The organism is Chthonomonas calidirosea T49 (assembly GCF_000427095.1).
GTDB lineage: Bacteria > Armatimonadota > Chthonomonadetes > Chthonomonadales > Chthonomonadaceae > Chthonomonas > Chthonomonas calidirosea.
Window position 1 is genome coordinate 2,748,214 of sequence record NC_021487.1, and the last position, 26,112, is coordinate 2,774,325.

General features: G+C 55.4%; 28 protein-coding genes and 1 pseudogene. 16 read left to right on the top strand and 13 right to left on the bottom strand.

All coding sequences use genetic code 11. The annotated features are described in order from the left end of the window. Positions 1-193: 193 nt before the first annotated feature. The 7 genes from CCALI_RS11505 to murA are packed head-to-tail and all read right to left on the bottom strand — an operon-like array spanning position 194 to position 7,144. Positions 194-1,516: a magnesium transporter gene (locus CCALI_RS11505; protein WP_016483656.1), complete on the bottom strand. Its 1,323-nt coding sequence runs from the start codon at positions 1,514-1,516 to the stop codon at positions 194-196. Between the two features lie 17 nt (positions 1,517-1,533). Then, positions 1,534-2,685: a Predicted dehydrogenase gene (locus CCALI_RS11510; RefSeq protein ID WP_016483657.1), complete on the bottom strand. Its 1,152-nt coding sequence runs from the start codon at positions 2,683-2,685 to the stop codon at positions 1,534-1,536. Positions 2,686-2,687: 2 nt separating this feature from the next. Beyond that, positions 2,688-3,620, bottom strand: coding sequence for a hypothetical protein (locus CCALI_RS11515; protein ID WP_016483658.1), 933 nt, complete (start codon positions 3,618-3,620; stop codon positions 2,688-2,690). 24 nt (positions 3,621-3,644) lie between these two features. Continuing rightward, positions 3,645-4,166, bottom strand: a complete 522-nt coding sequence (locus CCALI_RS11520; protein ID WP_016483659.1) for a hypothetical protein — start codon at positions 4,164-4,166, stop codon at positions 3,645-3,647. 3 nt (positions 4,167-4,169) lie between these two features. Then, a complete protein-coding gene (locus tag CCALI_RS11525) occupies positions 4,170-4,841 on the bottom strand; it encodes an S-layer homology domain-containing protein (protein WP_016483660.1) in 672 nt (223 codons plus the stop codon). Positions 4,842-4,860: 19 nt separating this feature from the next. Further along, the gene (mreB, locus tag CCALI_RS11530) at positions 4,861-5,850 is read right to left on the bottom strand and encodes a rod shape-determining protein (protein ID WP_044950445.1); all 990 of its coding nucleotides are present in this window, start codon (positions 5,848-5,850) and stop codon (positions 4,861-4,863) included. Positions 5,851-5,860: 10 nt separating this feature from the next. Next, complete coding sequence (gene murA / locus CCALI_RS11535; RefSeq protein WP_016483662.1) at positions 5,861-7,144, bottom strand: UDP-N-acetylglucosamine 1-carboxyvinyltransferase; 1,284 nt, start codon at positions 7,142-7,144, stop codon at positions 5,861-5,863. Positions 7,145-7,413: 269 nt separating this feature from the next. Between murA and CCALI_RS11540 the strand changes: the two genes are divergently transcribed. The 3 genes from CCALI_RS11540 (at position 7,414) to CCALI_RS11550 (ending at position 9,932) form a co-directional block, all read left to right on the top strand. After that, positions 7,414-8,586: a two-component system sensor histidine kinase NtrB gene (locus tag CCALI_RS11540; protein ID WP_044949175.1), complete on the top strand. Its 1,173-nt coding sequence runs from the start codon at positions 7,414-7,416 to the stop codon at positions 8,584-8,586. Then, complete coding sequence (locus tag CCALI_RS11545; RefSeq protein WP_016483664.1) at positions 8,564-9,256, top strand: response regulator transcription factor; 693 nt, start codon at positions 8,564-8,566, stop codon at positions 9,254-9,256. The genes CCALI_RS11540 and CCALI_RS11545 overlap by 23 nt, the downstream gene beginning before the upstream one ends. Before the next feature lie 286 nt (positions 9,257-9,542). Further along, positions 9,543-9,932, top strand: a complete 390-nt coding sequence (locus CCALI_RS11550) for an ArsR/SmtB family transcription factor (RefSeq protein ID WP_016483665.1) — start codon at positions 9,543-9,545, stop codon at positions 9,930-9,932. Between the two features lie 24 nt (positions 9,933-9,956). Here CCALI_RS11550 and CCALI_RS16210 read toward each other — a convergent pair whose 3' ends face one another. Further along, positions 9,957-10,109 (bottom strand): hypothetical protein, encoded by a 153-nt coding sequence (locus tag CCALI_RS16210; protein WP_156415936.1) that lies wholly within the window; start codon positions 10,107-10,109, stop codon positions 9,957-9,959. A 110-nt stretch (positions 10,110-10,219) separates the two neighbouring features. Then, the gene (locus CCALI_RS11555; RefSeq protein WP_016483666.1) at positions 10,220-11,086 is read right to left on the bottom strand and encodes a phytanoyl-CoA dioxygenase family protein; all 867 of its coding nucleotides are present in this window, start codon (positions 11,084-11,086) and stop codon (positions 10,220-10,222) included. Positions 11,087-11,529: 443 nt separating this feature from the next. On the opposite strand from CCALI_RS11555, the gene CCALI_RS15400 reads away from it, so the two are divergent. The 3 genes from CCALI_RS15400 to CCALI_RS11570 all read left to right on the top strand — a co-directional run bounded on the left by CCALI_RS15400 (position 11,530) and on the right by CCALI_RS11570 (position 14,457). Beyond that, positions 11,530-12,354 (top strand): ferritin-like domain-containing protein, encoded by an 825-nt coding sequence (locus CCALI_RS15400; RefSeq protein ID WP_016483667.1) that lies wholly within the window; start codon positions 11,530-11,532, stop codon positions 12,352-12,354. Positions 12,355-12,666: 312 nt separating this feature from the next. Beyond that, on the top strand, positions 12,667-13,575 hold the full coding sequence (locus CCALI_RS11565) for a nitrilase-related carbon-nitrogen hydrolase (RefSeq protein WP_016483668.1): 909 nt from the start codon (positions 12,667-12,669) through the stop codon (positions 13,573-13,575). Between the two features lie 6 nt (positions 13,576-13,581). Continuing rightward, positions 13,582-14,457, top strand: a complete 876-nt coding sequence (locus tag CCALI_RS11570) for an NAD+ synthase (protein ID WP_016483669.1) — start codon at positions 13,582-13,584, stop codon at positions 14,455-14,457. Here the strand turns inward: CCALI_RS11570 and CCALI_RS11575 are convergent. Continuing rightward, positions 14,451-14,906, bottom strand: a complete 456-nt coding sequence (locus tag CCALI_RS11575; RefSeq protein WP_016483670.1) for a GtrA family protein — start codon at positions 14,904-14,906, stop codon at positions 14,451-14,453. The two genes, CCALI_RS11570 and CCALI_RS11575, sit on opposite strands and share 7 nt — an antisense overlap. A 154-nt stretch (positions 14,907-15,060) precedes the next feature. Continuing rightward, positions 15,061-15,303 carry a hypothetical protein gene (locus CCALI_RS11580; RefSeq protein WP_016483671.1) on the bottom strand — a complete coding sequence of 81 codons (243 nt, stop codon included), beginning with the start codon at positions 15,301-15,303 and terminating at the stop codon, positions 15,061-15,063. A gap of 364 nt (positions 15,304-15,667) precedes the next feature. On the opposite strand from CCALI_RS11580, the gene CCALI_RS11585 reads away from it, so the two are divergent. Next, the gene (locus tag CCALI_RS11585) at positions 15,668-16,756 is read left to right on the top strand and encodes an alcohol dehydrogenase catalytic domain-containing protein (protein ID WP_016483672.1); all 1,089 of its coding nucleotides are present in this window, start codon (positions 15,668-15,670) and stop codon (positions 16,754-16,756) included. On the opposite strand, the gene CCALI_RS11590 is transcribed toward CCALI_RS11585, so the two are convergent. After that, positions 16,718-17,398 carry a cyclase family protein gene (locus CCALI_RS11590; RefSeq protein ID WP_016483673.1) on the bottom strand — a complete coding sequence of 227 codons (681 nt, stop codon included), beginning with the start codon at positions 17,396-17,398 and terminating at the stop codon, positions 16,718-16,720. The genes CCALI_RS11585 and CCALI_RS11590 overlap by 39 nt on opposite strands. Continuing rightward, positions 17,395-17,832, bottom strand: a complete 438-nt coding sequence (locus CCALI_RS11595) for a hypothetical protein (protein ID WP_016483674.1) — start codon at positions 17,830-17,832, stop codon at positions 17,395-17,397. Before CCALI_RS11595 ends, CCALI_RS11590 begins: the two co-directional genes overlap by 4 nt. Before the next feature lie 151 nt (positions 17,833-17,983). Between CCALI_RS11595 and CCALI_RS11600 the strand changes: the two genes are divergently transcribed. From CCALI_RS11600 to CCALI_RS11645, 9 genes and pseudogenes are all read left to right on the top strand, one after another. Next, on the top strand, positions 17,984-19,609 hold the full coding sequence (locus CCALI_RS11600) for a glycosyl hydrolase (RefSeq protein ID WP_016483675.1): 1,626 nt from the start codon (positions 17,984-17,986) through the stop codon (positions 19,607-19,609). Next, positions 19,501-20,454, top strand: a complete 954-nt coding sequence (locus CCALI_RS11605) for a hypothetical protein (protein WP_156415935.1) — start codon at positions 19,501-19,503, stop codon at positions 20,452-20,454. The genes CCALI_RS11600 and CCALI_RS11605 overlap by 109 nt, the downstream gene beginning before the upstream one ends. Before the next feature lie 81 nt (positions 20,455-20,535). Continuing rightward, positions 20,536-20,775, top strand: a pseudogene (locus tag CCALI_RS16980) (RHS repeat domain-containing protein); the annotation flags it as partial. Continuing rightward, the gene (locus CCALI_RS11610; RefSeq protein WP_484481994.1) at positions 20,756-21,166 is read left to right on the top strand and encodes a hypothetical protein; all 411 of its coding nucleotides are present in this window, start codon (positions 20,756-20,758) and stop codon (positions 21,164-21,166) included. The pseudogene CCALI_RS16980 and the gene CCALI_RS11610, both read left to right, overlap by 20 nt. A gap of 462 nt (positions 21,167-21,628) precedes the next feature. Continuing rightward, positions 21,629-22,198: an RNA polymerase sigma factor gene (locus CCALI_RS11620; protein WP_016483678.1), complete on the top strand. Its 570-nt coding sequence runs from the start codon at positions 21,629-21,631 to the stop codon at positions 22,196-22,198. A gap of 1,235 nt (positions 22,199-23,433) precedes the next feature. Continuing rightward, positions 23,434-23,946, top strand: a complete 513-nt coding sequence (locus CCALI_RS11630; protein ID WP_044949185.1) for an RHS repeat domain-containing protein — start codon at positions 23,434-23,436, stop codon at positions 23,944-23,946. 302 nt (positions 23,947-24,248) lie between these two features. After that, the gene (locus CCALI_RS11635) at positions 24,249-24,902 is read left to right on the top strand and encodes a hypothetical protein (RefSeq protein WP_016483680.1); all 654 of its coding nucleotides are present in this window, start codon (positions 24,249-24,251) and stop codon (positions 24,900-24,902) included. 11 nt (positions 24,903-24,913) lie between these two features. After that, entirely contained in the window at positions 24,914-25,465 is a 552-nt protein-coding gene (locus CCALI_RS11640) for a coiled-coil domain-containing protein (RefSeq protein ID WP_016483681.1), read from the top strand. Positions 25,466-25,902: 437 nt separating this feature from the next. After that, positions 25,903-26,109 (top strand): hypothetical protein, encoded by a 207-nt coding sequence (locus CCALI_RS11645; RefSeq protein ID WP_016483682.1) that lies wholly within the window; start codon positions 25,903-25,905, stop codon positions 26,107-26,109. The last annotated feature ends 3 nt before the right edge of the window (positions 26,110-26,112 follow it).

Here is a 26,112-nt window from a genome sequence, read left to right on the forward strand (position 1 = left end):
TCCTTCTTCAAAGAACGGAGAGGGGATATTTAAGTAAGGAGCAATAGGTCGAACACTAGAGATTATCGGAGAACGAGGCTGAATTCTTTTGGGGAAGTGAGAAAAAACAGTAAGAGTGTGGGGGTGAGCGCTGCCAAACGATGTGACCGTGAGGGCTAGGCAGGAGGCAAGCCGTTATCCTGAGACGGTCAATTTATGACTCGGCCTCCGTGGAGTCGGTCAGGGCAGGGGTTGGCAAGCGAGGTCGCCTCTCCGGCGGCAAGAGGCGTTCGAGGGTGTCGTCTACCGTGATAATGCCTAAAAGCCGCTCCTCTTCGTCCACCACCGGAACGGCAAGTAGGTTATAACGCCCTAGGATCTGGGCGACCTCATCGGCGTGGTCTTCCACATGCACGCGGATGACGTTCGGCTCCATGATCTCAGAGACGGGCGTTTCCGGAGGGGCAATCACCAGATCGCGGAGCGAGAGAACGCCCACGAGGCGGTTTTCTGCGTCCACAACATAGATGTAGTAGATGGTTTCGGCTTTAGGGGCTAGTTCTCGCAGATATTGAATGGTCTGTTCGCAGGTGAGGTAGGAGTGTATCGCGACGAACTCGGTGGTCATCAGGCCACCGGCGGTATCGTCATCGTAGGCAAGGAGCTCTTTCACATCACGAGCTTCTTCCGGCTCCATCTGGTCTAGAAGCTCATCGCTGCGCGCTTCGGGCAGATCGCCAAGCACATCGGCGGCTTCGTCCGGCTCCATCTCTTCAAGGATGTCGGTCGCCTTTTCATCGTCGAGCTGTTGCATAATCTGCACCTGCACTTCTGGCTCTGCCTCAGCAATGGCGTCGGCGGCCGTTTCGGTGTCGAGACTTTCGATCACCTCGGCGCCCTGTTGCGGCGTCAGTTGCTCCACAATGTCGGCGATGTCGGCTGGGTGAAGGCGCGCGATCTTATCATGAGAGACCTTCAGGCGAATGGTTCCTCCTTGTGCGCTTCTCTCCAGTGTCTGCACATCGTCCCAAGCGATAAGATTGGAGCGCAGCGGATGGCCGATCAGCCGGAAGAGCGCTTCGATAGGCACGCTAATAGCGCCGAGGCGCCTTAGCAGGGCGCGAAAACTGGCGTCCACGCCAACCACGCAGTACTCTGTCCCACAAACCGCCAATCGTACATCGCTAACGCGTACCACCCTGCGGTCGTGAATATCCACGATCTGCCGGTCAAGCACATCTCTACGCAGGTAGAGCACCTGCGACTCGTCGGGTTGATAGAGGGAGATGGTTTCTAGGGGGCGTCGAAGGTAGACATCTCCCAGAATACGACCGCTTCCTTGAGGTCCGGCAGGGTCTTCATTAAACAGGATCTCCGAGAAGGGAAGGGAGAGCTCATCGGACTTGCGTTTAATGAGAACTCCCCTCACAACCGGTAGTCGGCCTCCAAGTTCGGCGACGAGGTCGGTCACTCTACCGATGTAGGTTTTATCGGGAGTAAGCACACGCTTTCCTAAAAGCTGAGTAAGGTATTTCATCGCTTTGTGAATAGGGCCTAGGGTGTCTGATGGGTTTTTATTGGGGGCACTGCAACCGAAATAGAGGTAGGAGCGACGCCGGCCGCCGCCTGAATACGCGCGATCTGCTCAGGGGTAACCTCCTTCTCAAAGGCGCGAAAACCAGCCAGACAAAAACCGTGCTTCGCTGCCAATTGACTGATCTCATCTACCTGCTTTACGCTTACCTCCTTGCCGAGCGTGAAGCTTTCATAACGCCCCTCAAGCGCGAGCATCATCGTTTCGGACATGCAGGCGTAGGCGGTATTGGGCGGAAAACCAAAGTCGAACTCTTCGTCGGGCCTGTTGGGATAGGGCAGATGCATTTCACCAGGCACCCGAACAACGCCCCCTTCGATCACCAGTACATCCTGCCGTTCCTTTGCAACGCGCACGGAAACGTCACGAGGGCGAGACACATCGCAGACGACTGCACCGCGTTTAAGGTATTCCGGCAAAATAATGGCGTCCACGGCACTAGTAACCGTAATGATCACATCGGCATCACGGAGGCCTGTAGCCACATCGGTAAAAAGACGCAACTCCGCTTGCGATTGGGATTTAAGGCGTTCGGCCAGCTGTTTCAGACGGGAGAGATCGCGCCCAACAAGGGCGACAGCCGGGGCTTCCCGGGACAATATCTCGGCGCATGTGGAACCGATGGAGCCGGTAGCTCCCACCACGGCCACCACCGAGTTTTCGATATGATGCCCCATGAGGCGAGCGGCCTCTTTAACGCCTTCAATAGCCGTTGCCACCGTGTAAGAGTTCCCTGTGGTGATGGCTAGATCGGGCAGTCGTTTGGCAAGGCTTATGCCGCCGTCTCCTACAACCGAAGTGAAGGCTCCAAGCCCCATAATGCCGGCGCCCAGATCGAGGGCAATACGGCCACACTGTTCCAGCTTCTCGAGAACCTGCTCGTAGGGAAGCGTAACCATTTGATGCGGTGTAAGGGGGCAGCCGATAAACCAGCCCTCCAGCTCTTTCCCCGTTAGCGACCGCACGCCTTTCACTTCGCAGACCACCAGAGGGTTTTGGCGGGTCAAAAACCATTCAATGAGGCGCACTGGAAGGAAGCGCGCGATGGGATATTTTCGTGCCACATCGCGGCGGGCCTCAATAGGGTGAACAACAAAGGCAAAGCGTTCCATAATTACACGGTTTGAGCGCAGATCGCTGGTTGTGGGTTAAGCACCTGCACGTTCGGCTTCCAATCTAGCTCCTTCAGTTTCTGCAGATAGTCCTGCGGGGTCAGCTCTTCAGGACGTTTCTGTAGTAAAGTTACGAGCACGGCCTCCATAACGTTCGTGCCAAAGGAGCGTCCGTCGAACACAGGGGTAGTGGTGATGAGCCTATGCACGCCTCTGCGTTTTAGTTCTTCTACATCGGCAGGGGTAGTGGTATTGGTGATCACTGTTTTACCAGAGAGTTGTTGCGGCATATATTTGCTGATGTAGAGATAATCGCCAGCGATGACATCGGCCTCTTGAAAAAACTTGGGAAATTTGGGCACATTCTGGTGCTGTTTTTCGCCGGTTGGGTAGAACCACTGGAAGGGACAGCGCACCACAATGGGAAGAATAAGGCGGGCGAGGCGTTGAAGGGTTGTCCAAGAGCGAATGGGGATAGGCAGTCCAAGTCCAAAAAGAATGTCGCCAAACACTATGGAACGCGCGCGTTGTACCAGCGCCTCGGCCATCCCAAAGCGGTCCACTGCGCTCATCAACAGAACCGAGCTTTCACAGAAATTCACCACCTTGTTTTCATCGAGCCAGGCGATGGTCTCTCGTTCAAGGGTATGCTTGAGGCCGCTGCCGTCCACGAAAGGTGTTTTTTGGGCACCGGCCATCAGCGAGAGCGGCTCGCGAAACACGTAGCGGCGATCGCCGGCGTAGAGATAGATGTCACACCCCCCTACACCAAAGGCGTCCACCTTGCCATCTAGCTCCTGCACAAGGCGACGAAAACGCTGCTTGTCGCCGTCGGTGCCGATGCGCTCGATAGAAAACTCTTCTCCAAAAAACCGGGCGATCACTTTTTTATCGCGTCGTGAGGAGCCTAGACTAATGCTAACCACGCGTTTCACGGCGTTTTTCTCTCCGCACCTAGGTTAGTAAGCACGAACACGGTTATGCGCTCCAACAATGCTGAGGGCTATTTGTAACCACAGCATCAGGTCTAGTAAAGCCCCGAGATGGCCTCCGGACAGGTAGAGCGCCATGCCGATCAGCCCTAAGGCTGCTGCCAACCAAGCCAGTTGCTCCACCTGAGTACCGCGTTTAAATCGGGTCACTTGGCGCACCGTTTCTCCCACCAGCATCCCGTGAAAAAAGGCCAAGAAAATGGCAAAAAAGCCGAGATGCACGCTGCTGAGCACCCCTTCGGCGAGCAAAAGAAGCCATGCTGCCACGTAGCTAACCACGGTTCCGACGACGAGCGTCAAGAGGAGCTCTTGGGGTTGCAGTTGTAGACGGGCGGCGCGATCGGGCTTTGCACACTGTTTGCAGAGCATGCCGGCGGGGTAGACCACGGAGCAGTGAGGGCATATGGGCACACCGCAGCGCGCACACCGCAGGGAGGTTATCTCATGACGCCGGCAGTGACACCGTAGCGGCGTGGAGGCATCGGGCACCTCTCAGTGCCCTCCTTTGGGTTTATGAAAGCTGGCGTCGGGCGTGTTGCCTTGGGCGTCGTGGCCGAGGGAGGTTAGCTGGTCGTTTAGCCCGGCAACCATCTGGGCGACGGCCACACTAAGCTGCGCTGCCGTCAGGGGGGTATGATCTGCTTTAAGAAGAGGGGAGTCGGGGCCGATCTCACGATGCTGTACCAGATACTGCAAAGAGGTGTAGGCTGGATTGGTAGGAGGCACAGCGATGGTCACATGCGTTGGAAGCACTTCCGACTTTGCTTTATCTGGCGCATTCGCCGGCGCACGCGTAATGCCATTGGCCACATAGTTTCCGACGCGGCAAAGCACCGAGGCCAGGATATAGCGTGTAACGGGGCGGTTCTGCCAGCGGCGCGCTTTCAGTGTCTGCGCAACGCTTTCTGGCACCGGTTTACTAGGGGCGGCGTGCCAGGTGTTCTCTTGAAGCGCCTTTGCCAATCGGGCAAGGGCGATGGCGGCGTCTATCCGCGTGATCTTCTGTTCGCCATGGAAGCGCCCATCCGATTCAAGCGAGAGCAGATGGTTTTGCAACGCTTGTTGCACATAGGCTGCCGCCCAATGGTTGGGGCGGACGTCGGGCGGCAAGCAAAGAGCGGGTACTGCACAGAGGAGAAGTACAAGAAGCCAGAGTCGTTTCATGGGTGGCCGTCTCCTTATATCAGGCGCTGCGGCGAATGGCCGCCATATTTTCTAAGGCCCTTCCGGTTCCGATGACAACGCAGGTAAGGGGGTCTTCGGCAACGCGAACAGGCAGGCCCGTGACGGAGGAGATAAGTTGATCAAGGCCCCGAAGCAGGGCTCCTCCTCCGGTAAGCATGATACCGCGTTCGATGATATCGGCAGAAAGCTCCGGCGGTGTTTTTTCCAAAACACGTTTGACCTTTTCTACGATGGCGCTAACGGGCTCGGAAAGGGCCTCCCGAATCTCTTCGGAGGTAACCTGAATCGTTTTCGGCAGTCCGGCCACCAGGTCACGGCCGCGTACTTCCATGGTAAGCTCTTGTTGAAGTGGGTAGGCCGAGCCGATCCGCATTTTAATCTCTTCTGCGGTACGTTCGCCGATCATGAGGTTGTAGACGTTGCGGATGTAACGCATAATCACCTCATCCATACGATTTCCGGCGATACGCAGGCTTTCGCTATGGACGATGCTGCCAAGGGAGATGACGGCCACATCGGTCGTTCCACCACCGATATCCACCACCATGTTGCCGCCAGGGGAGGAGATGGGTAGACCGGCACCGATGGCAGCTGCCATGGGCTCTTCAATGGGGTAGGCTTCACGGGCGCCAGCCTCTTCTGCGGCCTGGAGCACCGCGCGCTTCTCTACACTGGTTACTTGAGAGGGCACGCAGATAAGCACACGTGGGCGAAAGTTAAGCAGCCAACGTTTCCCGAGCACGCGATCAAAGATGTAGCGAAGCATGGCCTGAGTGATGGTATAGTCGGCAATAACGCCGTCGCTCATAGGGCGGATCGGCACGATGTTGCCGGGCGTGCGTCCTAGCATTTCGCTAGCCTCGGAGCCCACCGCCAACACCTTGCGGTTTTGGGCGGAAACGGCCACCACCGAGGGCTCTCGCAACACGATGCCCTTTCCCTTCTGATAGACCAGCGTATTGGCGGTGCCCAAGTCAATTCCGAGCATAGGAAACAGGTTAAACACTCTCGTAACTCCGCGCTTGTTCTTCGGGGACTCGCGCGATGTCGGCGCCAAGCCCCCTTAGATTTTCTACAAGGTTCTCATAGCCCCTGTCAAGATGTTCGAGTTCGGAGACCACGGTAACGCCCTGCGCCACAAGCCCAGCGATCACCAAGGCGGCGCCGCCGCGCAGGTCGGTGCAGCTCACGGGCGCCCCATTTAGCTGAGGAACCCCCGTAACGATGGCAGTTGGGCCTTCCACACGGATGTCGGCCCCCATGCGCTGCAGCTCGGTGGTGTAGCGGAAGCGGCTTTCGTAGACCGTTTCGGTGATGACGGAGACCCCATCGGCGATGGTAAGAAGAGCTACGAAGGGTTGTTGCATGTCGGTGGGAAAGCCTGGGTGGGGCATGGTTTTTATGTCGGTAGGGTGGATTTTGCCTACTCGTCGCACGCGCATTCCTCCATCAATGGGGGTTACTTCGGCGCCGGCCTCCATCAACTTGTTTAATACGGCGCGGCAGTGGTCTGGCACGGCATTACGTATATACACATCGCCGCCTGTAGCTGCCGCCGCGATCGCATAGGTTCCAGCTTGGAGCCTGTCGGGAATAATGGAGAACTCGGTAGGATAGAGGCGATCGACGCCCTCAATGACGATGGTCGAGGTGCCCATTCCGCTGATCTTGGCGCCGCAGGCGTTAAGAAACTCGGCGAGGTTCACCACCTCTGGCTCTTGAGCGCAGTTTTGGATAACGGTGCGGCCCTGCGCGCAGCAAGCGGCCATCATGAGATGCTGTGTGGCACCGGCAGAAGGAAATTCCAGGTAGAGATTTGTGCCCACAAGACGCCGACACGTTCCCACGTAAATGCCGTGTTCTAAGGTAAGGCGGGCGCCCAACTGCTCGAGCCCCTTAATATGGAAATTCACCGGCCTCGCCCCAATGTTGCAGCCACCAGGCATCGCCACCGCGGCCTCTTGAAACCGCGTAAGAAGCACGCCCAACAGGTTGAAGGAGGCACGCATTTGACGCACCAGCTCGTGAGGGGCTTGGGAGGTGGTGAGTTGCGTGGCGTCTATTTCCAGCGTGTTGTCGGGTAGAAAATCAGCCTTAGCCCCAAGATGCCGAAGAATTTCGAGCATCTTATCTACATCCGTGATGCGAGGGACGTTTCTCAGGCGGGTTTTGCCTGGCACCAGCAACGCCGCAGGGATGATGGCCAGCGCATCATTTTTACTGCCGCCGATGTATACCTCACCTGATAGGGGGGAACCGCCCCGGATAACTAGCTTTTCCACAGATAAGCAGCCTCTCTAATAAGTGCATTTGTTGAAGCCCAAAAATTTAGGGAGCGTGAGAAAGGCCGGTAGATATGTCAATGGCCTTTCGCTTCATAAGCAAATTACAGTATACCCCACAGCTTAACCATCGTTTCGCGGGTTCATTTGAAAATGGCCGATCGTTGAAGCAAAACAGGTCATTCCGAATTCTTACAAAATCCGTTATAATTGTTAGGAACTCCCTTCCTACTCCTGCCGTCTCAAAAGAAGATTTAGGTAGCGGTCAAATGGCACATCCAGACGAAGTGGTTTATGAAGACATCGCGCTTCATCCGCTCTATCGTCATCGAGAACAGGCTCTACTGCACGCGCTTCTACAATCCATAGACTACGGGGTGCTCGTGAGCGGACTGGATCGGCAAGACATTGTGGCGAACCGGCGCCTCGGTGAGCTGTTCTCTATTCCACCCCGCTTGGTGGTGGAGAGCGACCCAGACAGCGTGCGCGCCTGGGCGCGATCGAGGGTGCGCCATCCGGCACAGTTCGAGGCGATGATTCAGCGGGCCTACGCCGACCCCTATTTTACCGGTGAAGATGAGGTTGAGTTGCGTGAAACCCCGCCCCGCATTCTTCGACGTTTTACCGCGCCCGTGCTCGATGCGCAGGGGAAACCTATTGCCCGCCTCTGGACATTTCTAGATATTTCCGAAATGAAGCGGTTGCAAGCGCAGGTGCGCCGTCGTCTGCACAAAACCACTCAGATCCTTCAGGAGACGCGACGTCGCCTGTTGGAGGCCGAGAAACTGCGCGTGGTTGGAACGCTCTCGGCAAGCGTAGCGCACGACATTCGCAATATTCTCTCCACCATGCGCATGGAGATCGAGCAGTTGCCTTCTGAGAGCGCGGCCGCGCTCATCGAGCAGTTCCATCGGTTTGAAGTGCTCGCCCAAAGGCTGCTGGCCATGACTCATGCCGATAGGTGCTATCGGGAGCCGGTCTTGCTTAACGATCGCATCCGACACGTCGCGCCGCTTCTCAGCGCTCAGGCCGATTCCTGCAATGTGAGCCTCTGCTATGAACTGGAGGAAGGCTTACCGGCCTTTTGGGGCGACCCGGTTCAGATAGATAGGCTGCTCATCAACCTGTGTTTGAACGCCTTTCAGGCCATGGCCTCAACGGGGGGCACCCTCACGCTGCGAACCTATAGCAAAGGCGGAAAACTCTATTTGGAGGTGCGAGACACTGGGCCAGGGATCGCCTCAGAGATAAAGAAACAGATTTTTATGCCGTTCTTTACCACGCGCTCTGGAGGAACGGGGCTTGGGCTGTATAATTGTAAACGCATCGTGGGTGAGCACAAAGGGCGCATCACGGTGCGCAGCCGGCCGGGCAAGGGGGCCTGCTTCGTCGTGATGCTGCCGGCTATTGAGGGCGAAAATGACCAGAGTTTTGGTGGTTGATGACGATTCGTTTTTGGTGCGCTCCCTCGAAAAGCTGATGCTCTCCGAGGGGTTCTTCTGCCAGAGCGCTTCGAGCGCTAGAGAAGCGCTGCGCCTTTTGGAGGGGGAGCCGTTCGACCTCGTTGTGCTCGACGTTGGGCTGCCGGATATGGACGGTTTTTCTTTATGTCGCCGCATTCGTCTGAAGCATCGCATGCCGGTGCTCTTCCTCTCGGCACGTGGCGAGAGCGCCGAGCGCGTGGTTGGGCTAGAAGTTGGGGCCGATGACTACATCGTGAAGCCCTTCACTCCACGGGAGTTCGTGGCGAGGGTGCGGGCGCAACTGCGTCGCGCAAACGAGTATAGCCGCCCCGTAGAAGCGCGGAACGAGATTCGTATCGGCGATCTCGTGGTGGATTTCGATCGGCACGATGCCTTTATATCGGGGAAGCGGGCCCAACTGACCGAACGAGAGTTCGAGCTCTTAGCTCTCCTGGCGCGCCATGTGGACAAGGTGCTCTCTTCCGAATGGATTTTTGAGAACGTTTGGGGGTTCCAAAGCGAAACAGGCCCCAAAACCTTGGCCGTTTATGTTCGCCGGCTGCGGTGCAAGATCGAGGCCGATCCCGACCACCCCAAATATCTTCTCACCGTACGTGGGTTCGGTTATCAGCTGGTGTTTCCTTCCTAATTTCAGACGACCAACTTTTCGGTGCTCTAACCCAACGTGGGCCTCGCTGACCTCGTGTATTTTTGTAGAGCCGTCTGTTCCCCCTCCTAGCGCGAACCGGCAAAAGGCTGTGTTGCAGAGAGACGGCTTTCTAGCGCGCTTTTACAACCGGTAGCTGTTGGTGCCCCTAAACTGCCAAAAAGGCGATTCATCTCTGATAGGACGATTTACCGTTCCCCTTGCTCTTGACAAGAGGAGAGCGGTGTGTTATAATATATCAAGAAAATCCGATACGATAAAAACCGAAATGAACGATCTACTGCTCTTCGCCAAGGCGATTTCCGATCCCATCCGGCTACGCATTCTGTATGCGTTACGGGAGGGGGAGCTCTGCGTTTGCGAGTTAGCCGATGCCTTGGAATTGCGTCAATCCACGCTCTCCACGCACCTGCAGATCATACGGCAAGCGGGGCTTGTCCAAACGCGGCGGGAGGGGCGATGGGTCTATTACGCGCTCGAGCCAGCAACCAGGCCACTGCTGGATGAGCTCTTTGCCGCCTATCGCGCCTCTCTGGAAGCGGATAGGCGTTTAAAACGCGATGCCGAGCGCATTCAGCAGCGGTTGGCGATGCGCGAATGCGGCTGCTGTGTGTTGGGGTTTTATCAGCTTGACAGGGGAGGAGGTGAAGAGAGATGAGCCGGATCGGAGCCGTAGTAACCTTTAGTGCTCTGCTGTCGGTGCTTGCGCCTTGCACAATCGCCAAACCACGCGCAACGCACCGGAACGGGGGGTACCATGCGAGAGCGCCACGGGTGCAGGTGGCGATCGCGGCACGGCAAAGCAACCCTCACTGCCCGCCCACTTGTCCGCCATGTTGCCCACCGTGCCCGTTGTGCCCCTAACTAGCAAGGGATGGGCGAGTAAGCAAGCTCCCTCCTCCAGAGCCCTTCGGCAGAGCGCGCTTGGCTTGCTCGCCCTTTCTCCTATTCTGCCTCTGCCTGATAGGCAAAACCGTGAGGTTGATGGAGGTAGTCTATGGGCTCCTCTACGAAGACAGCTTCCGTTATAAGCTCCGGATGCGCGAAAAAGGCCTCCGTGTCCTTTGGAAAACGTAGATTGCTACCGATATGACGATACCAAGAGGCGGCGTGGATCATGGCGATCATAGGGCGGGGAGTAGGCGTCCGGTTCGGCATTCCCGCATGCCATAAGCGGATGTCTCGGATCAACACGGAGCCCGCTTCAACGGTAGGTTGCAGCGGTGGAGCGATCTTTCTTTGGCGTGCCAGCATCGGTTCTGGCACCTCCAAGTTGGGCCAGTCGTTATCTACCTCGGCGCAAGCATGCGTCCCTGGCCAGATCTCCGTGCTGCCGTTTTCGGGATTCATGGTAACGACCGGCACGTTGATAACCAAAGCGTAGGGTGCCGATACGCTGCCGTCCTCTTTATACAGTTGGGGCATATCGAGGTGGACGGGTTGACGGTAGGGGCTTGGCAGGGCCGTATTGCCGCTATAGAACACGTTACGCGGTTTAGGGCCGAGCACCGCCTTTGTCACGGCGATAACAAGATCGTTTAGCAAGATATCTTGGAACAGATAGGGAGGGAACGGCGGAGGATCTTGTTGGATATTCCCTCTGTTCCAGTTGTAAGGCGCGTCCTTTCTAGCTTGAAGGTCGTGTAGATCCTCCAGCATCTTTTCTTGGAGGATCTTCAAATGGCCTTTATCTACAACATTCTTTAGCACCACAAAGCCTTCTGTAAGAATCGCCTCCCGCGCGGCCTGCAGGTGTTCTGGGGAGAGCTGGCCCGTTTGCATCTCGTCGGGCGTTGGGGTAAGGGTAAGCATCGTGCTCGTCTCCTTTTATATGATACCTAGCATGTAGATTTACCTTATTTGGCTGCGAAATTCCATGGTCTTTTTGGCGGAGGGGAAAAGCCGTTCTTAGAGGAAGTACTGTGTCTTGCTGCCACAGGCTGCCTTAAACGACAGAGCCTCAAAAGTTAGGCGCAAGCCTGCTGTCTTTGGGAGGGGGTATTTGGGTTTAGAAGCGAAGTTCGACGGCCTTTTTCAGCAGGGAGGCGTAGGCTGAACCCGTTTGTCTCTTCTTTTTATTTGGGCTAGGTCAAAATTGTAAACTTTGTGAAACCTTCTAGAAACCTTCCTTTAATCCTCATAGGTTAAGATGTTATTAGCAGGAACAGACTAGTGGGTTCAACCCTTTCCTGCGCATGCTCAGAAAGATGGCGCGAACCATATTCTGAACAGATTAAGGGAGGAAATACTGTTTTATGAACGAGCTTCAACAAGCCGTTTCCCGACGCCGCTTTATGGCGGGGGTAGGAACTCTTGGTTTAAGTGCCACGGCGGGCCTTTTGCTTTCGGGATGTGGAGGAAGCAGCTCCTCTTCAACCAATCAGGACGCAACCATCATCAACGCTGCCGCCACGGCCGAAGCGTTAGCTACCGTGATGTACGACAACATTATCAAATCGGCCGTCTACACCAGCGGTCTCAATGGAAATGCAAACGATCAAGCCTACCTTGTGGCCGGTCGCGAGCAGGAGGCTCTACACTATCAGGTGCTTGTAGGCGCCGGCGCACAGCCGCTTGCACTTACCTTCTATTTCCCTATCGGCATGTTCACAACTGCAAATGGCCAGCAGAACGCGCAGACGGTTGTTAACACCTTGATCACCCTTGAAGATGCCTTTATTGCGGCCTACCTTATCGGTATTCGCGACCTCTCCACCAGCGCCCTCAAAGTTTTGGCGGGCCAGATTCTTGGCGTGGAGAGCGAGCACCGTACCCTCGGTCGTGTCATTGCGGCCGATTTAGGTCTTACATCCGTGACGGGCCTTAGCGGAACCCCGGAATCGGTGGTTGGGGCCAGTGGGCACGCGGCGAACAACATCGCTTTCGAACGCACCTTTTCTACCACCGGCCCCAAATTTCAAACCATTAACGATGTGGTGAAGGCGCTCGGACCGTTTGTAACGCCTCCGACAAGCGGAAGCGGCTTCGACCCGACGCCCTATCAGTTCAATACCACCGCCAACTTCTACCTCACCGAAACTCCGACGGTGACTCTGGACAGCACGACTCCTAACTCCTAACCGCTTGACAGATGGGGACGGTCGCTCCCCTTTTGCGAGAGGAAGGGAATTTTACTTAAGGCTCGCGTGGCGTGGCTCTTGCAAACGCTTGCTCGAAAATGAGGGATGAACGCTCTTAAGGTCTATGACCGGAGACCGAAAGAGGCCTGCTTCCACCTTGTCCCTCAAACCTCGTGCAAGAGCCACGCATTTTTTGTTTATATCACCCCCCGATTCTCAAAGCCAGCCATTACGCATGCCTCTTGTGGTTGCGCCTGAGCGGGAACCGGCAACGCCCCCACAAGGTAAAATGAGTGAGGGGCTAAGCAGACGATGACGAAGCTACATCTGGCTATAGCGCAGATCAAACCCATCAAAGGGCACTACGAGGCGAATTTGCAGCGGGTGGCCGAACTCTTTTCACAATTGGAAGAGGAGCTGCCGCAGACCGATGTGCTGGTTTTGCCGGAAACGGTGCTTTCCGGCTATTTTTTAGAGGGGGGTGTGCGGGAGGTAGCGCGTTCTGCCGAGAGCGTTTACGCGGATCTGCTCCGGCTCTATCGGGAAAGAGTGCGCCGTCCCGATGCCTGCCTGGACGTGGTATTGGGGTTTTATGAACTTTGGGATGGCCGTTACTACAACAGCGCTCTTTACGCCACGCTGGCATCGCCTGCCGCAAAGGTTGAGGCGGGATTGAAGCACGTGCACCGCAAGTTCTTTCTGCCCACCTATGGTGTCTTCGACGAGAAGCGTTTTGTCTCTCGCGGCCGCACCTTTCGCGCTTTCGACACCCGTTTTGGGCGCGCGGCCATACTCATTTGCGAAGATATCTGGCACTCGGTCGCTCCCACCATTGTGGCCCTCAAGGGGGCGCAGATCCTTTACGTTCCCAGCGCGTCGCCTGGGCGTGAGTTCACCGGTAAAAATGTGGGAAATATCGCTCACTACAATATCCTGCTGCCCGCTATTGCCTCCGAACATGGCATTTGGGTGGTCTATGCGGGGCTGGTTGGGTTTGAGGGAGGAAAGGGATTTACCGGCTCATCCCAGGTGGTAGACCCTTGGGGGCAGTGTTTGGTTATGGGGTCCGACCGAGATGAGTGCATCGTAACGGCCACCATAGACAGAGAAGATGTCGCCATTGCACGTGCCACCTCGCCTCTTTTAGCCGACCTCGAAGCCAATCTGGGCGATGTGGTAGCGGAGTTGGAGGTGGCCGCACAACGGGTGCACAGGGAGTAGACGCCTATGCAACAGGAACGGCAACGATTACCTATTATCTCTGCCAAGCCTCTAACCGCGGAGTCGGAGGATATTCTGCAGATCAACGCGCCCCTGTTGGCCGACTGGCTGGTGGCCTTTTTGCAAGATGAGATCGTGCGACGGCGCGGCTTTCACCAAGCGGTTGTGGGAATTTCGGGCGGAGTCGACTCGTCGTTAGTGGCCTTCTTATTGGCAAAGGCGCTCGGGCCCAAAAACGTGCTCGGCATTCGCATGCCCTACAAAACCTCCTCTCAAGAGAGCCTCGAGCATGCGGCCCTCGTAGCGGAAGTAACCGGCATCTGCATGGAGACCATCCCGATTACCGATGCAGTGGATGGCTATTTAAAATATGCTCCCGATGCCGACCCACGTCGGCGTGGGAATGTGATGGCGCGCATGCGCATGATCGTGCTCTTCGACCAAAGCCAGAAGTTGGGCACGCTGCCGGTGGGAACCGGCAATAAGAGTGAGCGCTTGCTAGGTTACTTTACCTGGCACGCCGACGATTCCCCGCCCATCAACCCGCTGGGCGACCTCTACAAAACCCAAGTTTGGCAACTCGCGCGTTATGTGGGGGTGCCAGAGGTCATTGTGAACAAGCCGGCGTCGGCCGACCTTATTGTGGGGCAGACCGATGAGGGCGATTTTGGCATCTCTTATCAGAAGGCCGACCGCATTCTCTATTTCTTGCTGCGCGGCTATCCGCCCGCTCGCCTGTTGGAGATGGGGTTCACCGAGGAAGAGGTAAAGCTGGTGAAAGGGCGGTTAGACTCCACGCATTGGAAGCGGCACCTGCCGACCACGGCCATGATCTCCTCCACCTCGATCAACGACTACTATCTGCGGCCGGTAGACTACTGACGTACGCCCCGAAACGTCCAGTATTTATTGGCGCCGAAGTTCCAAAAGGCCACGATCACAATGGCGGCTCCCAGCGCGATATTGATTCGCAGCGGTGCGTGCTCGTGAGCGCGCGGCAGATGGCCGCTGAGAAGATAGTAGACCACGCTCATGATAAAGAGATTAAGAAAAAGCCCCACGACATTAATAACGGCGAACTTTACGAACTGCGCGTGGCGCGAGCCGCTGCCGAGGCCGCGAAAAGTCCACAGGCTGTTCCAGATAAAGCCGTTGACCACGGCCACGGAGAACGAGAGGGTGCGGGCAAAGTAGGGATGGAGGCCCAAAGCGAGATGCAGAAGATTGAACAGACCGGCATCTATTACGGTACTTGAGGCGCCCACAATGCAAAATTTAATAAATTGATTCCAGCTCGAGCTATTTACCACGACGGGCGTGGTTGTTTCCATACAGATCTCCTTCTCGTAGGTAAAAGAGGGTTGTGAGTGAACCGCTTCATTTTGACACAAAACCCCATTTTCTCTCCAAAAGGGCACCTCTTTTCGAGAGAAAAGCGCACGCACCGCAGAAACTATCTGTATTGGATAGTGAAGGGCTGAGGGTTTAGCAGGAAGTAACCTCCTCTTCTGCAATCGAGTCTTCCAAGAGAGGCTGCAGTTTCAAAATAAGGCGAGGATGGTGCGGTTGCGTAGGGGGAAGGAACTTTTCGCCGCACAGATCGCAGCGTACATAGCCACCGCCGATATCTTGACGTAACGCCTCTTTCCCAATGTCGTTTTCCGCATAGCGGCAGTAGTGGATCAGAACACTCTGCCCTGCATAGGTTTCGATGATCCAGTGTTTCACGGTTTGCGTCTACCTCCTACCTACAACCTTCTAGTCGAGCGGATGCCACTCGAACGAGAACACGAGGAGGTCTCATCTTTTCGGACCGGCGCCTAGGAGATCGCCGATCGTCACAGAGATAGGCCCTCCGAACATTGCACATGAGCCAACGTGGAATAGTAGCTTCTGATGGAACTGAAAAGAGCCTGCCGGCAACGCGGCTCTTTGCGATGCGATATATCAAATATACTGCTGAAGGCCGCAAAAAAATCCCGCAGAAATACCGTGACGTGAACCACGTCGAGGCACCATTTGGAAGAGGACAATTTGTGGAGAGGGGTAGGTATGATCTAAGTACATTTTCGTAAAGGATGGATGGCGTAGTATGGAGTTTATGCAGGCGGCGGTTTTGGAAGACATTGACCGCCTTGAGGTTCGCGAGGTGCCCATACCGGAGGTCACCAACGATTCGGCGCTTATGCGAGTGGAGGCGGTGAGCATTTGTGGGTCGGACGTACGCATTCTCCACCATGGAAACCCACGTGTGAAGCCCCCGACCATCATCGGACATGAGACGGCAGGAGTGATTGTAAAGGTAGGGCGCCATGTGGAGCGGGTAAAGGAGGGCGACCGCGTGGCGCTTGGGGCGGATGTGCCTTGTGGGCAGTGTCGTTGGTGCAAGGCTGGGTTGGGCAACAACTGCCCCATTAACTACGCCGTGGGCTACCAGATTCCGGGCGCTTTTGCGCAGTACATGCTGCTGCCGAAGCTGCTTTTAGAGGAGGGGCCGGTAACGCCTTTTTCCGAGCGTCTCTCGTTTGAAGAGGCGGCGCTTGCCGAGCCTCTTGCCTGCGCCATCAACGGCTTAGAGCTGGTGAACATGGGGCCGGGGAAAAGTGTGGTGATCATCGGGTTGGGCCCTATCGGTTGCATGATGATCGATCTAGCGCGTTATTTCGGCGCCTCGAAGGTCATTGGGGTTCAGCGAAGTCGGGCTCGGCTCGAGATGGCCAAATTCTACCAAGCCGATGTTTACATCGCTGCGGAAGAGGAGGATGTTGTCGCGCGCTGTCGGGAGGAGACGGGGGGCGAGGGGCCTGACGTTGTTATTACCACCAGCGGGTCGGTAGAGGCGCACGAGCAGGCGGTAGAGATGGTGGCGCACAGGGGCTATGTCAATCTGTTTGGGGGCCTGCCCAAAAGCGCTCGTCCGATGCAGCTCTACTCGAATACGATCCACTATAAGGAGTGTTTTCTCACAGGCTCGCACGGCAGTGTGCCGCGCCAGCATCAGCAGGCCGTGCAGTTGCTAGAGGAGGGGGTGGTGCGCGTGAAACCGCTCATCACCCATCGCTTCCCGCTAACGCAGATACACGAGGCCTTTAAGGTGATGGAGAGCCGCCAGGGCATGAAGGTGACGCTCTATCCGCACGGTCTACCCGAGAGGAATAGAGATGTCGTCCGCCACCAGTAGCACGGGGCGACACCAGGCGCCCGAAGCGCCTTTGAGGTGAATGGGCAGAGCCATAAAGAGCTGGGGGCTGGGCAGTCTGCACACCTCTGGCGGCAAACGCAGCTCCTCGGCGATCCAGATGCCAGCTCCCAAAAGGATAGCATGCACCGCCTTATCGTTTTCCGCGTCCCAACCTCCAATGCCCCAATGGTCTATACCCACGCCGCGTACCTTGTGCGCCACCAGCCATTCCGCTGTGGAGGGTTCGATTTTGGGGGATTCGTAGAGCCATCGCTGGCTGCGCTCGCGAATATCACCCCAACCGGTAGCCAGAAGGACAACGCTATCGGGCGGCAGAGGGTGCGGCAGAGCCTCGGCTAGTTTCGCCTCGGTAATCGGCTCTTTAGGCTGCAGCGGACGCAGATCGGCGATATAGGCCGGGCCGACAAATCGCTCGAGGGGGATGGAGTCGATGGAGGCGCCATCGGGGAGACGATGAAGAGGCGCGTCTATGTGGCTGCCGGTGTGGGCGGCGAAAGCGAATAGTTCGAGCTGCCAGCCGTCTTGCGGGTGTTGAAGCCTCATTTCAACGCGAATAGGTGGGTGGGCTGGGCAGTTGGGGCCTCCATCGAAAATAGGCTGTGAAAGGTCTATAATCTTCAAGGCTTTGCTCCTGGAGGGACGTTCTGGGATGAGTTGAGAGGGGCCACTTCGTCCACATAGATCGTTGCGTTATGCCCCACGCGATAGACGATGCGCGCCGGGCGGTTAAGTTGCAGCCGGTCGAAACCAATGACCTTGCCGGCCTGATAGAGATGGCCGCGAAAACGCACGACCACTAGCGGCGGTTGCGGGGTACCCAAAAGCGAGCTACCCGCGGGCACCAAGGTGACCACAATCGCCGTGCCGATTTGTGGGCGAACGCCCTGCAGGTTTTTATGGGTGAAGGTGCGTAATAGGGGATCGGCAAAGAGGAAGGAGAACAGCGTGATGCTGCCGACTATCAGGATGACAGCTCGCACAATGCGCTGCTGTTTCGACAGCGGCAGTCGGCTGTTCTGTACGGTAGCAGGTCTTTCGCTTTCCAGAGGCTGCATAACTACCTACCTTGAGAGAGAAGGGAGCGATCTCTCGGCTCGCTTCTCTTCCCTCCCTTTAGATATTCTACACGGTATCGGTTTCGCAAGCAACTGAATGAAACGTAATTTTAGCTTTTCTAGCGCTTGGTTCGTTCTAGGATGTCTCTGGATGGCTCTGCTGGGGGCGAGCACGGCGGCAGCCCCGCCACCTTTTCTCCACATCGAGAACAACGCGCTCTATCTCGGAGACCTTCCCTTTCGCAACATCGGCGTTACCATCCCCGATCTTTTCGATCGCTTCCTAAGCGGCCATGAGAGCTCGGCGGAAACGGCGTTAGCCGATGCGGAAACGGTGGGGGCGCGCTTTGTGCGTTGTGCTGCCGTTCCGTTAAACGCGACCCTGTTTTCCCAATTTCGTTCCGACCCCAAAGGCTATTTTGCCAAATTCGACGCGATGCAGGCGGCCCTGCAAAAACACCATCTGCTCCTCGTGCCCTCGTTGCTGTGGGATGGGCAGACCCTGGTGCAGGTGGCTCAGCAGCCAGCTGAAGGCCTACACGCGCTCTTAACTGCTGGCACGCCGGCCTATCAGCTCGCCAAGGCCTACATTGCGGCGATGGTGTCGCGCTACTACAACGACCCTTTCATTCTTTTTTGGGAGATCGGCAGCGACCTCGATAGAGAGGCCGATCTGCTTTCTCCGAACGACCCTGCGGCGTACAGTTCCGACCAGCTGAGCGCCTTTTTAGCGCAGATCGCGCAGCAGATCCATGGGTTAGATAAGAATCACCTAGTCTGTTCCGGCAACGGCATGCCGCGTCCGGATGCCTGGAACCTTTATGAGGCGCGCCGACGAGGCTTAACTCAGCCGGCAGGCCCTCCTCAGCCGTTGGATACATTGCCGCAGTTTCAGGAAATGGTGGCGCTGCGGAACCCCAACGGCATTGATATCCTCAGCGTGCATCTGGCGCCACCTGGCGAGGCCACACCGCTCTGGTTAACCCGCGACGACACCCAAGCGCTGACTCTGCCATGGGTGCAACGCGTCGCTTTAGATCTTCATCGGCCGCTGTTTGTGGGCGCTTTTGGCCAAGCGGTTCAGAGCAAGGGGGTAGAGCAGAGCGCCCCTTGGATGCTCAACCTCATGCAGAGGTTACAGATTACGGATGCGCCGCTGGCCGCCGTGCAAGATTGGGAGTCGGACCCGCCCACGAACTTTACGCTTTCATGGCAAACCACACCCAAGCTTGCTGTAGCGATGAAGACCGCCAACGCCTTTATCGCCGACACGGTAGCACGTCATGTATTGGTCGCTTTGCCACCAGAGCTTTTCGCCACCGAGATCGCGGTGGCGAACGACCGTCTGCACACGCTTGCCACTCAGCTACAAACGCTTGCTCTGCCGTTGCTACAAGCGATGCGCCTACCTCCGAACGGGAAACGAGGCACACTGCTCAATCGTACCGGCACCGATCTGCTTCTGCCCTACGATCAAAGCCCTCGTTTTCGCGTGGCCGACCTCGCTCTGCTGGCGCAAACCGGCCTTCTCTCCTCAAAAGAGATAGAGGGATGGATTCGTCTGCTCGCGAGGCTACAAAACGGTGGCAGCCCGCTTCGCTTCGCTGGCGGCCTTAGCGTGCCCGCCTACAGCATGCCGGACTGGGTGGCCCCCGATGGAACGGCCTGTTGGTTCCCCGATGCCAAAGGGGTGGTGAGCAGGGCACAGGGGCTTTTGGGCATCTCCCACCGGCGGATGGCGCCTACTGGTTTCTTTTGTTGGTGCAGGCGGCGATAACCCAGCGTGGCGAGCCGAACCTTTTGCGGGCGCGTTTTGCCACGTCACAAGGCTCCCTGCCCTTATGGCAGATAGCCGAAAACGCCTTCAACTCCATTGAGGCCGACAAGACCACCGGCTTGGTGGCCGTGGGCGGCACTCCAGAGGACGCTCGCGTGGACTGGGTCTTCGCCGACCACGTGCAGAAGGCCGGTTTTTGCCTTATGCCCTCGCTTTTGCGGCTGCAAGCGGCGCAGATTCTGGCGAACCTTTTCAGCGCGATAGACGATGCGGTGCGCGCACGAGACTACCAAAGCATTGCCGAGCGCATTCGGGCCTCGCTTGTGTCCACCTTCTACGTTCCGTTGGGGCAGGTAAACGGCCAAGATACCGGTCTCTTGCTATCGGCCACTCGGCGGGGGCGAAAGGAGGATGTTTGGGCCTCCGCTTACGCGTTGGTGTTGCAGGCGCTTCCCAGTGACATCGGCAACGCGGTTGCGCGGCATCTAGATCAGCTCTATAAGGCGGGCGGCCTCACTTTACAGGGCTATGTGCGGGCTTTGCCGCCATCTGGCAGTTACGGGGGCTATTGGGAGGCAACGACCGATGCGCCGGATGAGGGGGAAAACGGTGGATACTGGGGATTTCCGGTCGGATGGTTAGCCGTTGCCATTGCCCAAACCGACCGACCGGCTGCGATACAGATCTTACAACAGTACACCGATTCGCTGGAAAAAGAGCTGTCCAGCGGCGCGCCGTGGGAGTGGCGTAGTGGGAAGGCCGCTTTTGGTTCGCGCTGCCTACTCTCCGTCGCCTGTCCAGCCGAGAGCGTGCTCGAGGCACTAACAGGCTCTCTAGCCAATTAGCCTGAGAAACCTTGTTCAGAACCTGGGAGCGCCGGCATCTTACCGGCTTAAGCCAGTACCACGCCGCTCTTACACTTCACCATAAGCTTTTTCCTAATAGGTCAGAGAGTTCGATGGGTAAAAATCAAAAAAATTTTTTACTTAACGCGCACCTACGATGCCGACGACCGCCTTGCCCAAGAGAGCCATAACGGCAGCGTGGTGGTGACGTATACCTACGATGGCACAGGCGAGAAGGGACTGCTTACGTCAGTAACCAATGCGAGTGGGCGCACCATCACCTATACCTACACCGCTCGTGATGAGGTGGCTAGCATCTCCGAAGCAGCGGGCACCACTAGCTACAGCTTACGATGCCGATGGCAACCTCGTTATGGAGACTCGTCCCAACGGGGTAAGCATAAGCCGCACCTACGATGCCGATAACCATCTGCTGAGTGTGGTAAGCAAAACCTCCGCCAACACCACCCTAGCCTCTTTCAGCTATGTGTACGACGTGGATGGACGGCGCACCAGCGTGGCGGAGGCCGACGGTTCTTTGGTAAGCTATAGTTACGACGGCGCAGGGCGTTTGGTGGCGGAGAGCCGCACCGGCAGCAATAGCTACAGCATCTCCTACACCCTCGATGGAGAGGGCAACCGACTGAGCGGGACCGTCAACGGGTTCACCACCACCTTTGTGTACGACGCGGCAGGTGCCGTTGCAACCTAAACCTGATGGAGAACAGGACTGAAACTGTTAGAAGAAAGATAGTACGCAGCGACCGCATGATGGCGGCCTTTTCACCGGCGGGGTCTACACGTCGAGTGTTCATAGCCTTATCCGTAAGGATATGGGAAATGCCCTTGGTGAGATAGCCTGGGTAGTAAACATCATCTAATGAAACACGCCGTCCGTTCGCTTGGATACCCGATTCTACTGTTGCCCCGTCATGCGTTCGAACCTACGCTAAGCGATTGGATCATCTCACCCTTGGGGAGATTCCCTGAGTGTCGAGTGATATGAAAGCGTTTCTCATTGTACATTTGCTCCGAATGAGTGACCCTTTGAAAACGAATTTGGTAGTAGCGATATTTTAAGAAGATTGTCTCCATTTTGTGCTCAAAAAAGTGCTCCTTTTTACGAGTGTTCATGTTAAAATACTTTCATTCGATACCTCTGAGGAGGAATTCCATGGGGTCCTCATTTTTCCTTTCCTGTCAAGAGACCGGTTATGATGAGGAAAAATTCCTTCTTCTGATCCGTCGCATAGCCGAGTGCCTCGCGCGACGCAGAAAGCTACCACCGCAGGAGGTTTATGACTGCGGCTCTGAAGCGGTCCTTTTGGTATTGGAGCAACTGCGGGAGGGGGAGACTCCCTGCCTCCAGCCACAGAACTGGATAAAATTTGTGGTGAAAGTGGTGCGTAACTTTCAACGACGCTATCAGTCAAGAACGAAACATGAAGTCTTGCTAGACGAAGGCAAAGAAGAGCTTTTGCAGCTGCCCGATACGGCTCCAACCCCAGAAGCCGCCCTAGAGCGCAAGTGCACGGAGAGTTTGCTTTATAAAGCCATCGAGGAGAACTTAGACGATTCTTTGCAAGCGATCTTTCTCGCGCATTTTGTGGAACACGTCCCGCTAAAAGAGCTTGCAGCGTTGGCGGGGACCACTCCGGACGCGTTGTGCCATCGGTTGCAGAGAGCGCGCCTTCGTGTGAGAGCATGGCTTGAACGACATGGTTGGGATGGGGAGATCCCTTAGTCTTGTTTGAAAAGCTCTTTGACATCTTTCTGCGCAGCCCTCTGTCTTCGCGCGCTCATCGGCATAGCAGAGCATGGCAAAAAGATAGGCTCTCTAATGCTTCGACCGCGTCATCTAAGGAACTTCTAATTTCCCAAAAATTACCCGTCATAAAGGGCACTCCCTCCTGCCTTATTATTACAAAGGTGCAATTTTAGGGACTTCATCCCCTTCATCTCCTTTGTAGTGATCTCCCTAAATGAAGCTGCGAGCGTGTCGGTCTTTTTTCCCATAAAGAAAGGAGTGGCGAGATGCTTAGGAATGCAAGGAGAGCAGGAGGTTTTTATCTGGCGCTCTGCTGCATGCTTTTAGGAGCGTGGTTAGAAGCAGCGGGCACGCGCGGTGAGCGGTGCAGGAGCTGTCGAGGCCGGCAATGCTCTTGTGCAAGACGCCTTGCTGAGCTTTGGGCAGGAAACTTTAGAGCAGGAGGTGATGTTGATAGAAGGTCCTGTTCCCTCTGATCAGATAGATTATACGATTCCTGGGGACTAGCCATCATTCTTAGGGAGGAAACGAGCAGGAGGACCTACAAAAGACAACTAGCTTGATAGCGATATCTGGTAATATACAAAATTATATGATAGGGGACAAAACGAGGCTCAAAACATGCAAGGATTATCACGGGGTGTAGAAAGAGGGACGAAGACCCCATCGTCCGAATGTAGTCCGCACAGTACCTGCTTGTTCAGTTTAAGCGTGACGCTCTTGTCTTTGTCGACTATAAGAGTGCACCTTACGCTGCCACACTGGTCGGTGTTGGAGTGGGTCGTGGTAGCTATTGCAACCGCTATTGCTTTGTGTTATCTTACTGACGTTCCGATGGGCGTTATCCGCTATTTGAACGAGGAAGAGAGAAAAGAGGGCCGAGACATTGTTTTGATTGCTTTCAGAATGTTTTTTAAAGCTACATTATATGTAAGCAATTTTCTGCGCGGTGTTCTGGCTGGCATTGTATTTTATGGAGCGATAGTTGGTACTCTTCCGGTGTCTGTGTCGTCGTGGTGCATAGTTGCTCTCTTAGGTGATCTCTTCGATCTACCTCACGAGCAGCTAAAAGGTCTCGTAGCCGGTCTCTATGGTTGGTTAAGGAGGCATCTAGCTAGTTGGGTAGGGCCAGTGGGCAGCAGGGGTGTCTCAGGGAAGGAGCAATAAGGGGAAGCTTAGGGAGTAAAACGGATACGGTTTAGGATGGGAGCATGCCGGTAGAGGAGTTGGGTTATGCGCAAGGGACGAACGCGCCCTACCTTTCGGCGGTGTATCTGTTGGGGGCTCGTGGTCCGGAGTATCGTCGGGATGTGGTGCACCAGCGTGTGAACTGGTATGTTTACGATGGATTAGGGAGTGTGGTGGAGGAGGTAGATCCGAGTGGAAATGTGACGGCGAGCAGGAAGTACGATGTATACGGTTTGGTGCGGAGCGGTCAGGCAGGGAGCAGTTCTGAGAAGTATGTGGGGCGTTTAGGCCATGAGAGCGATGGGAGTACGGGGCTCATCTACATGCAGGCACGATACATGGATCCGGTGTTAGGCCGGTTCATCAGTGAAGACCCAGCCAAGCATAGCAGCAATTGGTTTCTCTATTGCATCGAGAACCCCATCAACTTCACCGACCCCAGTGGGCTTGCGGGTACGGCATTAGATATCGCCTACGCTACAGCTGAGGAGGCTATGTTAGATTCACGGGTGCTCCCATTGCGCGCGCTGTACTAGGCTGTGCCCAAGAAATTGTCACGATTCTACAGGAAGAATATGAATGCCTCAGTGAGGCTATTGAATATGGTTTTGATCGAGGGCAAAATGCAGGTATAGTTTTTAGAAACAACCGAGGTGGACGTACATTGTTCCGTTTTGTACTGCAAAACGATGGGACATGGCTTGTAAAACTTACTAGCGACCCAACTCTTACATACTATTTTGGTTCTCATTATTTCCTTGCTAGTCAGGTCGAAAAACTTAATGAGATACTTAACGCATTGTTATAGAATCCATTACATCAAGGAGAAACCTTAAACGTGATCCAAGATGAGGAAGAAGGGCTATTGAAAAAGCTTCTAGCCTTGGAGCAGCGTGTTGCGCGTTTAGAGCTATCTCTCTCCAAGCTTGAGAGCAGACGAAATGAAGCAATCAATGCGCAAAAGGCACGAGATCCTGGGCCACCTATAACCTACATCGCACCACGCCTCGCCTTGATTTCAGGAGAACGGCGAACAGAGCTGCGGGTATTAAGCCCTGAAGGAAGTACCTGTGTTTGTTTGGTGGCTGGGTGGTTGGAAACACTCTGGGGGATAGGGGGAGGGGTGAGCGTTTTCAATTCAAAGAAAGGTTTAGGGGTCCATGTGCATAGCTGCGATGAGGGGGGATTTGTAGAATTTTTTAGCCATAACGGACCGCAATCTAAATCTACAATCCGCCTGTTTGCTCAGACAGAAGTCGAGTTCGGTAGCGGAGTGTTCGGCTCCGATGGCGGGGGTGTAGAGTTCGAGCCGCTGCTAGCGGGGAGGTTTGGTTTTGGGATGAACAGCACGGCTATCGGAGGGGGTTTTTCAATCTTCAAGGCTGTAGCACGGGGAAGGTTCAAAGGGATAGACCTCTACAACACCCAAAACGGAATGGAAGTGTACTTCATGTATGGCGTTCTAGAACATGAACTCAAACTGCGGTGGTGAAGGAGGTAAAGATGGACAATACTCGCGAGCGACTGGCAGCCTTGGAACGACGGCTTGCTGAGTTGGAAGGGCAAGTGGATAGAGAGCTGAACAGAGAGGCAGGAGACAGCTCACAGGAAAGGGCTACGGAAACCCTGCCTTTAAGCCCTAGGCTACAGGTAGTGTACGACTCGCAGCGAACGGAGTTTCGGGTGTTGAAACCAGAAGGTCAGGCTGGTGTATGTCTGGTGGGTAGTGAGGAGGGAGGTGCAATTCAGGTGCTCGATGCATGCGGAAGGGTAGCTGTGGTAGTGGACGCAACGCTTGTGGGTGGAAGAATGCGGATATACGATACACGATGTCATGAGGTGCTACGGATTGAGGTGGATGAAGAGGGCGGGCTTATAGAGTGTCGGATGCCTCAAGGAGGTCTAGGAGTAAGGTTAAGGAGCCGAGAAGATGGCGGGGAATTCATGGTGATGGACGGTGAGCGCGGCACTGGAGTGCAGGTGTGCAGTGTAGGTGGATCCATTGAAGTAGCCCTGTTAAAGGAAGGACGATTGGTTATGAAAGGTGTTCTATAATACCGGATATACCATACATTGATAGCCCACATATGTACTTAAATGGATCGCTCTAGCCATTAATAGGAACGTGGGGATGTTGCTTGCCACTTATTTTCTTGGAAGGCAGAGGGTTTCCAACTAAAATCGTCTCTTATGGCTCTAAAGGAACCAGAGCATTTTTGCAGAGCAGGACACGTCGATCTTCTCATAGAGGGTCTCGCCTGAGAGAGGCTTTTGGGATAGTATCTAAATGAGAGGTTCTAATTAAAGGATAAGGAGAGGCATGCTTCATTGTGGGAATGATCATAAGACGGAGAGATGTGGTGTACCAGCGTGTAAGTTGGTGTGTTTGCGATGGGTTAGGGAGTGCGGGCACGATACATGGATCCGGTGTTAGGCCGGTTCATCAGTGAAGATCCTTTTGGAGATACAGAGAAAAAGAGGCTAGGAAACTCGTGAAGGCGTTGGAACAGCTAGCTGAGCGAAAAGGAAAAGAAAAATTTGGGCCCTGGGCTGAGACTGTAGGTAAAGCAGCCCTAGGCTTGTGCAGTGTTGATGCCTACTTCCACCAAAATCCCCTTGATTTTATCGCCATTATGTTCGATATAGCAGGTGATGATGAAACCGCTGCTGAAATTGACCACATCAACCAGTCTATCTGAACA

What these genes read in the sequence shown, in the direction of transcription:
- CCALI_RS11555 (WP_016483666.1), bottom strand. Translation starts at nt 11,086, where the DNA reads ATGCTTACCCTTACCCCAACGCCCGACGAGATGCAAACGGGCCAGCTC.
- CCALI_RS11620 (WP_016483678.1), top strand. Translation starts at nt 21,629, where the DNA reads ATGGGGTCCTCATTTTTCCTTTCCTGTCAAGAGACCGGTTATGATGAG.
- CCALI_RS11540 (WP_044949175.1), top strand. Translation starts at nt 7,414, where the DNA reads ATGGCACATCCAGACGAAGTGGTTTATGAAGACATCGCGCTTCATCCG.
- CCALI_RS11640 (WP_016483681.1), top strand. Translation starts at nt 24,914, where the DNA reads ATGGACAATACTCGCGAGCGACTGGCAGCCTTGGAACGACGGCTTGCT.
- CCALI_RS11550 (WP_016483665.1), top strand. Translation starts at nt 9,543, where the DNA reads ATGAACGATCTACTGCTCTTCGCCAAGGCGATTTCCGATCCCATCCGG.
- CCALI_RS11595 (WP_016483674.1), bottom strand. Translation starts at nt 17,832, where the DNA reads ATGCAGCCTCTGGAAAGCGAAAGACCTGCTACCGTACAGAACAGCCGA.
- CCALI_RS11570 (WP_016483669.1), top strand. Translation starts at nt 13,582, where the DNA reads ATGCAACAGGAACGGCAACGATTACCTATTATCTCTGCCAAGCCTCTA.
- CCALI_RS11510 (WP_016483657.1), bottom strand. Translation starts at nt 2,685, where the DNA reads ATGGAACGCTTTGCCTTTGTTGTTCACCCTATTGAGGCCCGCCGCGAT.
- CCALI_RS11585 (WP_016483672.1), top strand. Translation starts at nt 15,668, where the DNA reads ATGGAGTTTATGCAGGCGGCGGTTTTGGAAGACATTGACCGCCTTGAG.
- mreB (WP_044950445.1), bottom strand. Translation starts at nt 5,850, where the DNA reads ATGCTCGGAATTGACTTGGGCACCGCCAATACGCTGGTCTATCAGAAG.
- CCALI_RS16210 (WP_156415936.1), bottom strand. Translation starts at nt 10,109, where the DNA reads ATGGCGGACAAGTGGGCGGGCAGTGAGGGTTGCTTTGCCGTGCCGCGA.
- CCALI_RS11600 (WP_016483675.1), top strand. Translation starts at nt 17,984, where the DNA reads ATGGCTCTGCTGGGGGCGAGCACGGCGGCAGCCCCGCCACCTTTTCTC.
- CCALI_RS15400 (WP_016483667.1), top strand. Translation starts at nt 11,530, where the DNA reads ATGAACGAGCTTCAACAAGCCGTTTCCCGACGCCGCTTTATGGCGGGG.
- CCALI_RS11505 (WP_016483656.1), bottom strand. Translation starts at nt 1,516, where the DNA reads ATGAAATACCTTACTCAGCTTTTAGGAAAGCGTGTGCTTACTCCCGAT.
- CCALI_RS11565 (WP_016483668.1), top strand. Translation starts at nt 12,667, where the DNA reads ATGACGAAGCTACATCTGGCTATAGCGCAGATCAAACCCATCAAAGGG.
- CCALI_RS11575 (WP_016483670.1), bottom strand. Translation starts at nt 14,906, where the DNA reads ATGGAAACAACCACGCCCGTCGTGGTAAATAGCTCGAGCTGGAATCAA.
- CCALI_RS11525 (WP_016483660.1), bottom strand. Translation starts at nt 4,841, where the DNA reads ATGAAACGACTCTGGCTTCTTGTACTTCTCCTCTGTGCAGTACCCGCT.
- CCALI_RS11610 (WP_484481994.1), top strand. Translation starts at nt 20,756, where the DNA reads ATGAGGTGGCTAGCATCTCCGAAGCAGCGGGCACCACTAGCTACAGCT.
- CCALI_RS11630 (WP_044949185.1), top strand. Translation starts at nt 23,434, where the DNA reads ATGCCGGTAGAGGAGTTGGGTTATGCGCAAGGGACGAACGCGCCCTAC.
- CCALI_RS11545 (WP_016483664.1), top strand. Translation starts at nt 8,564, where the DNA reads ATGACCAGAGTTTTGGTGGTTGATGACGATTCGTTTTTGGTGCGCTCC.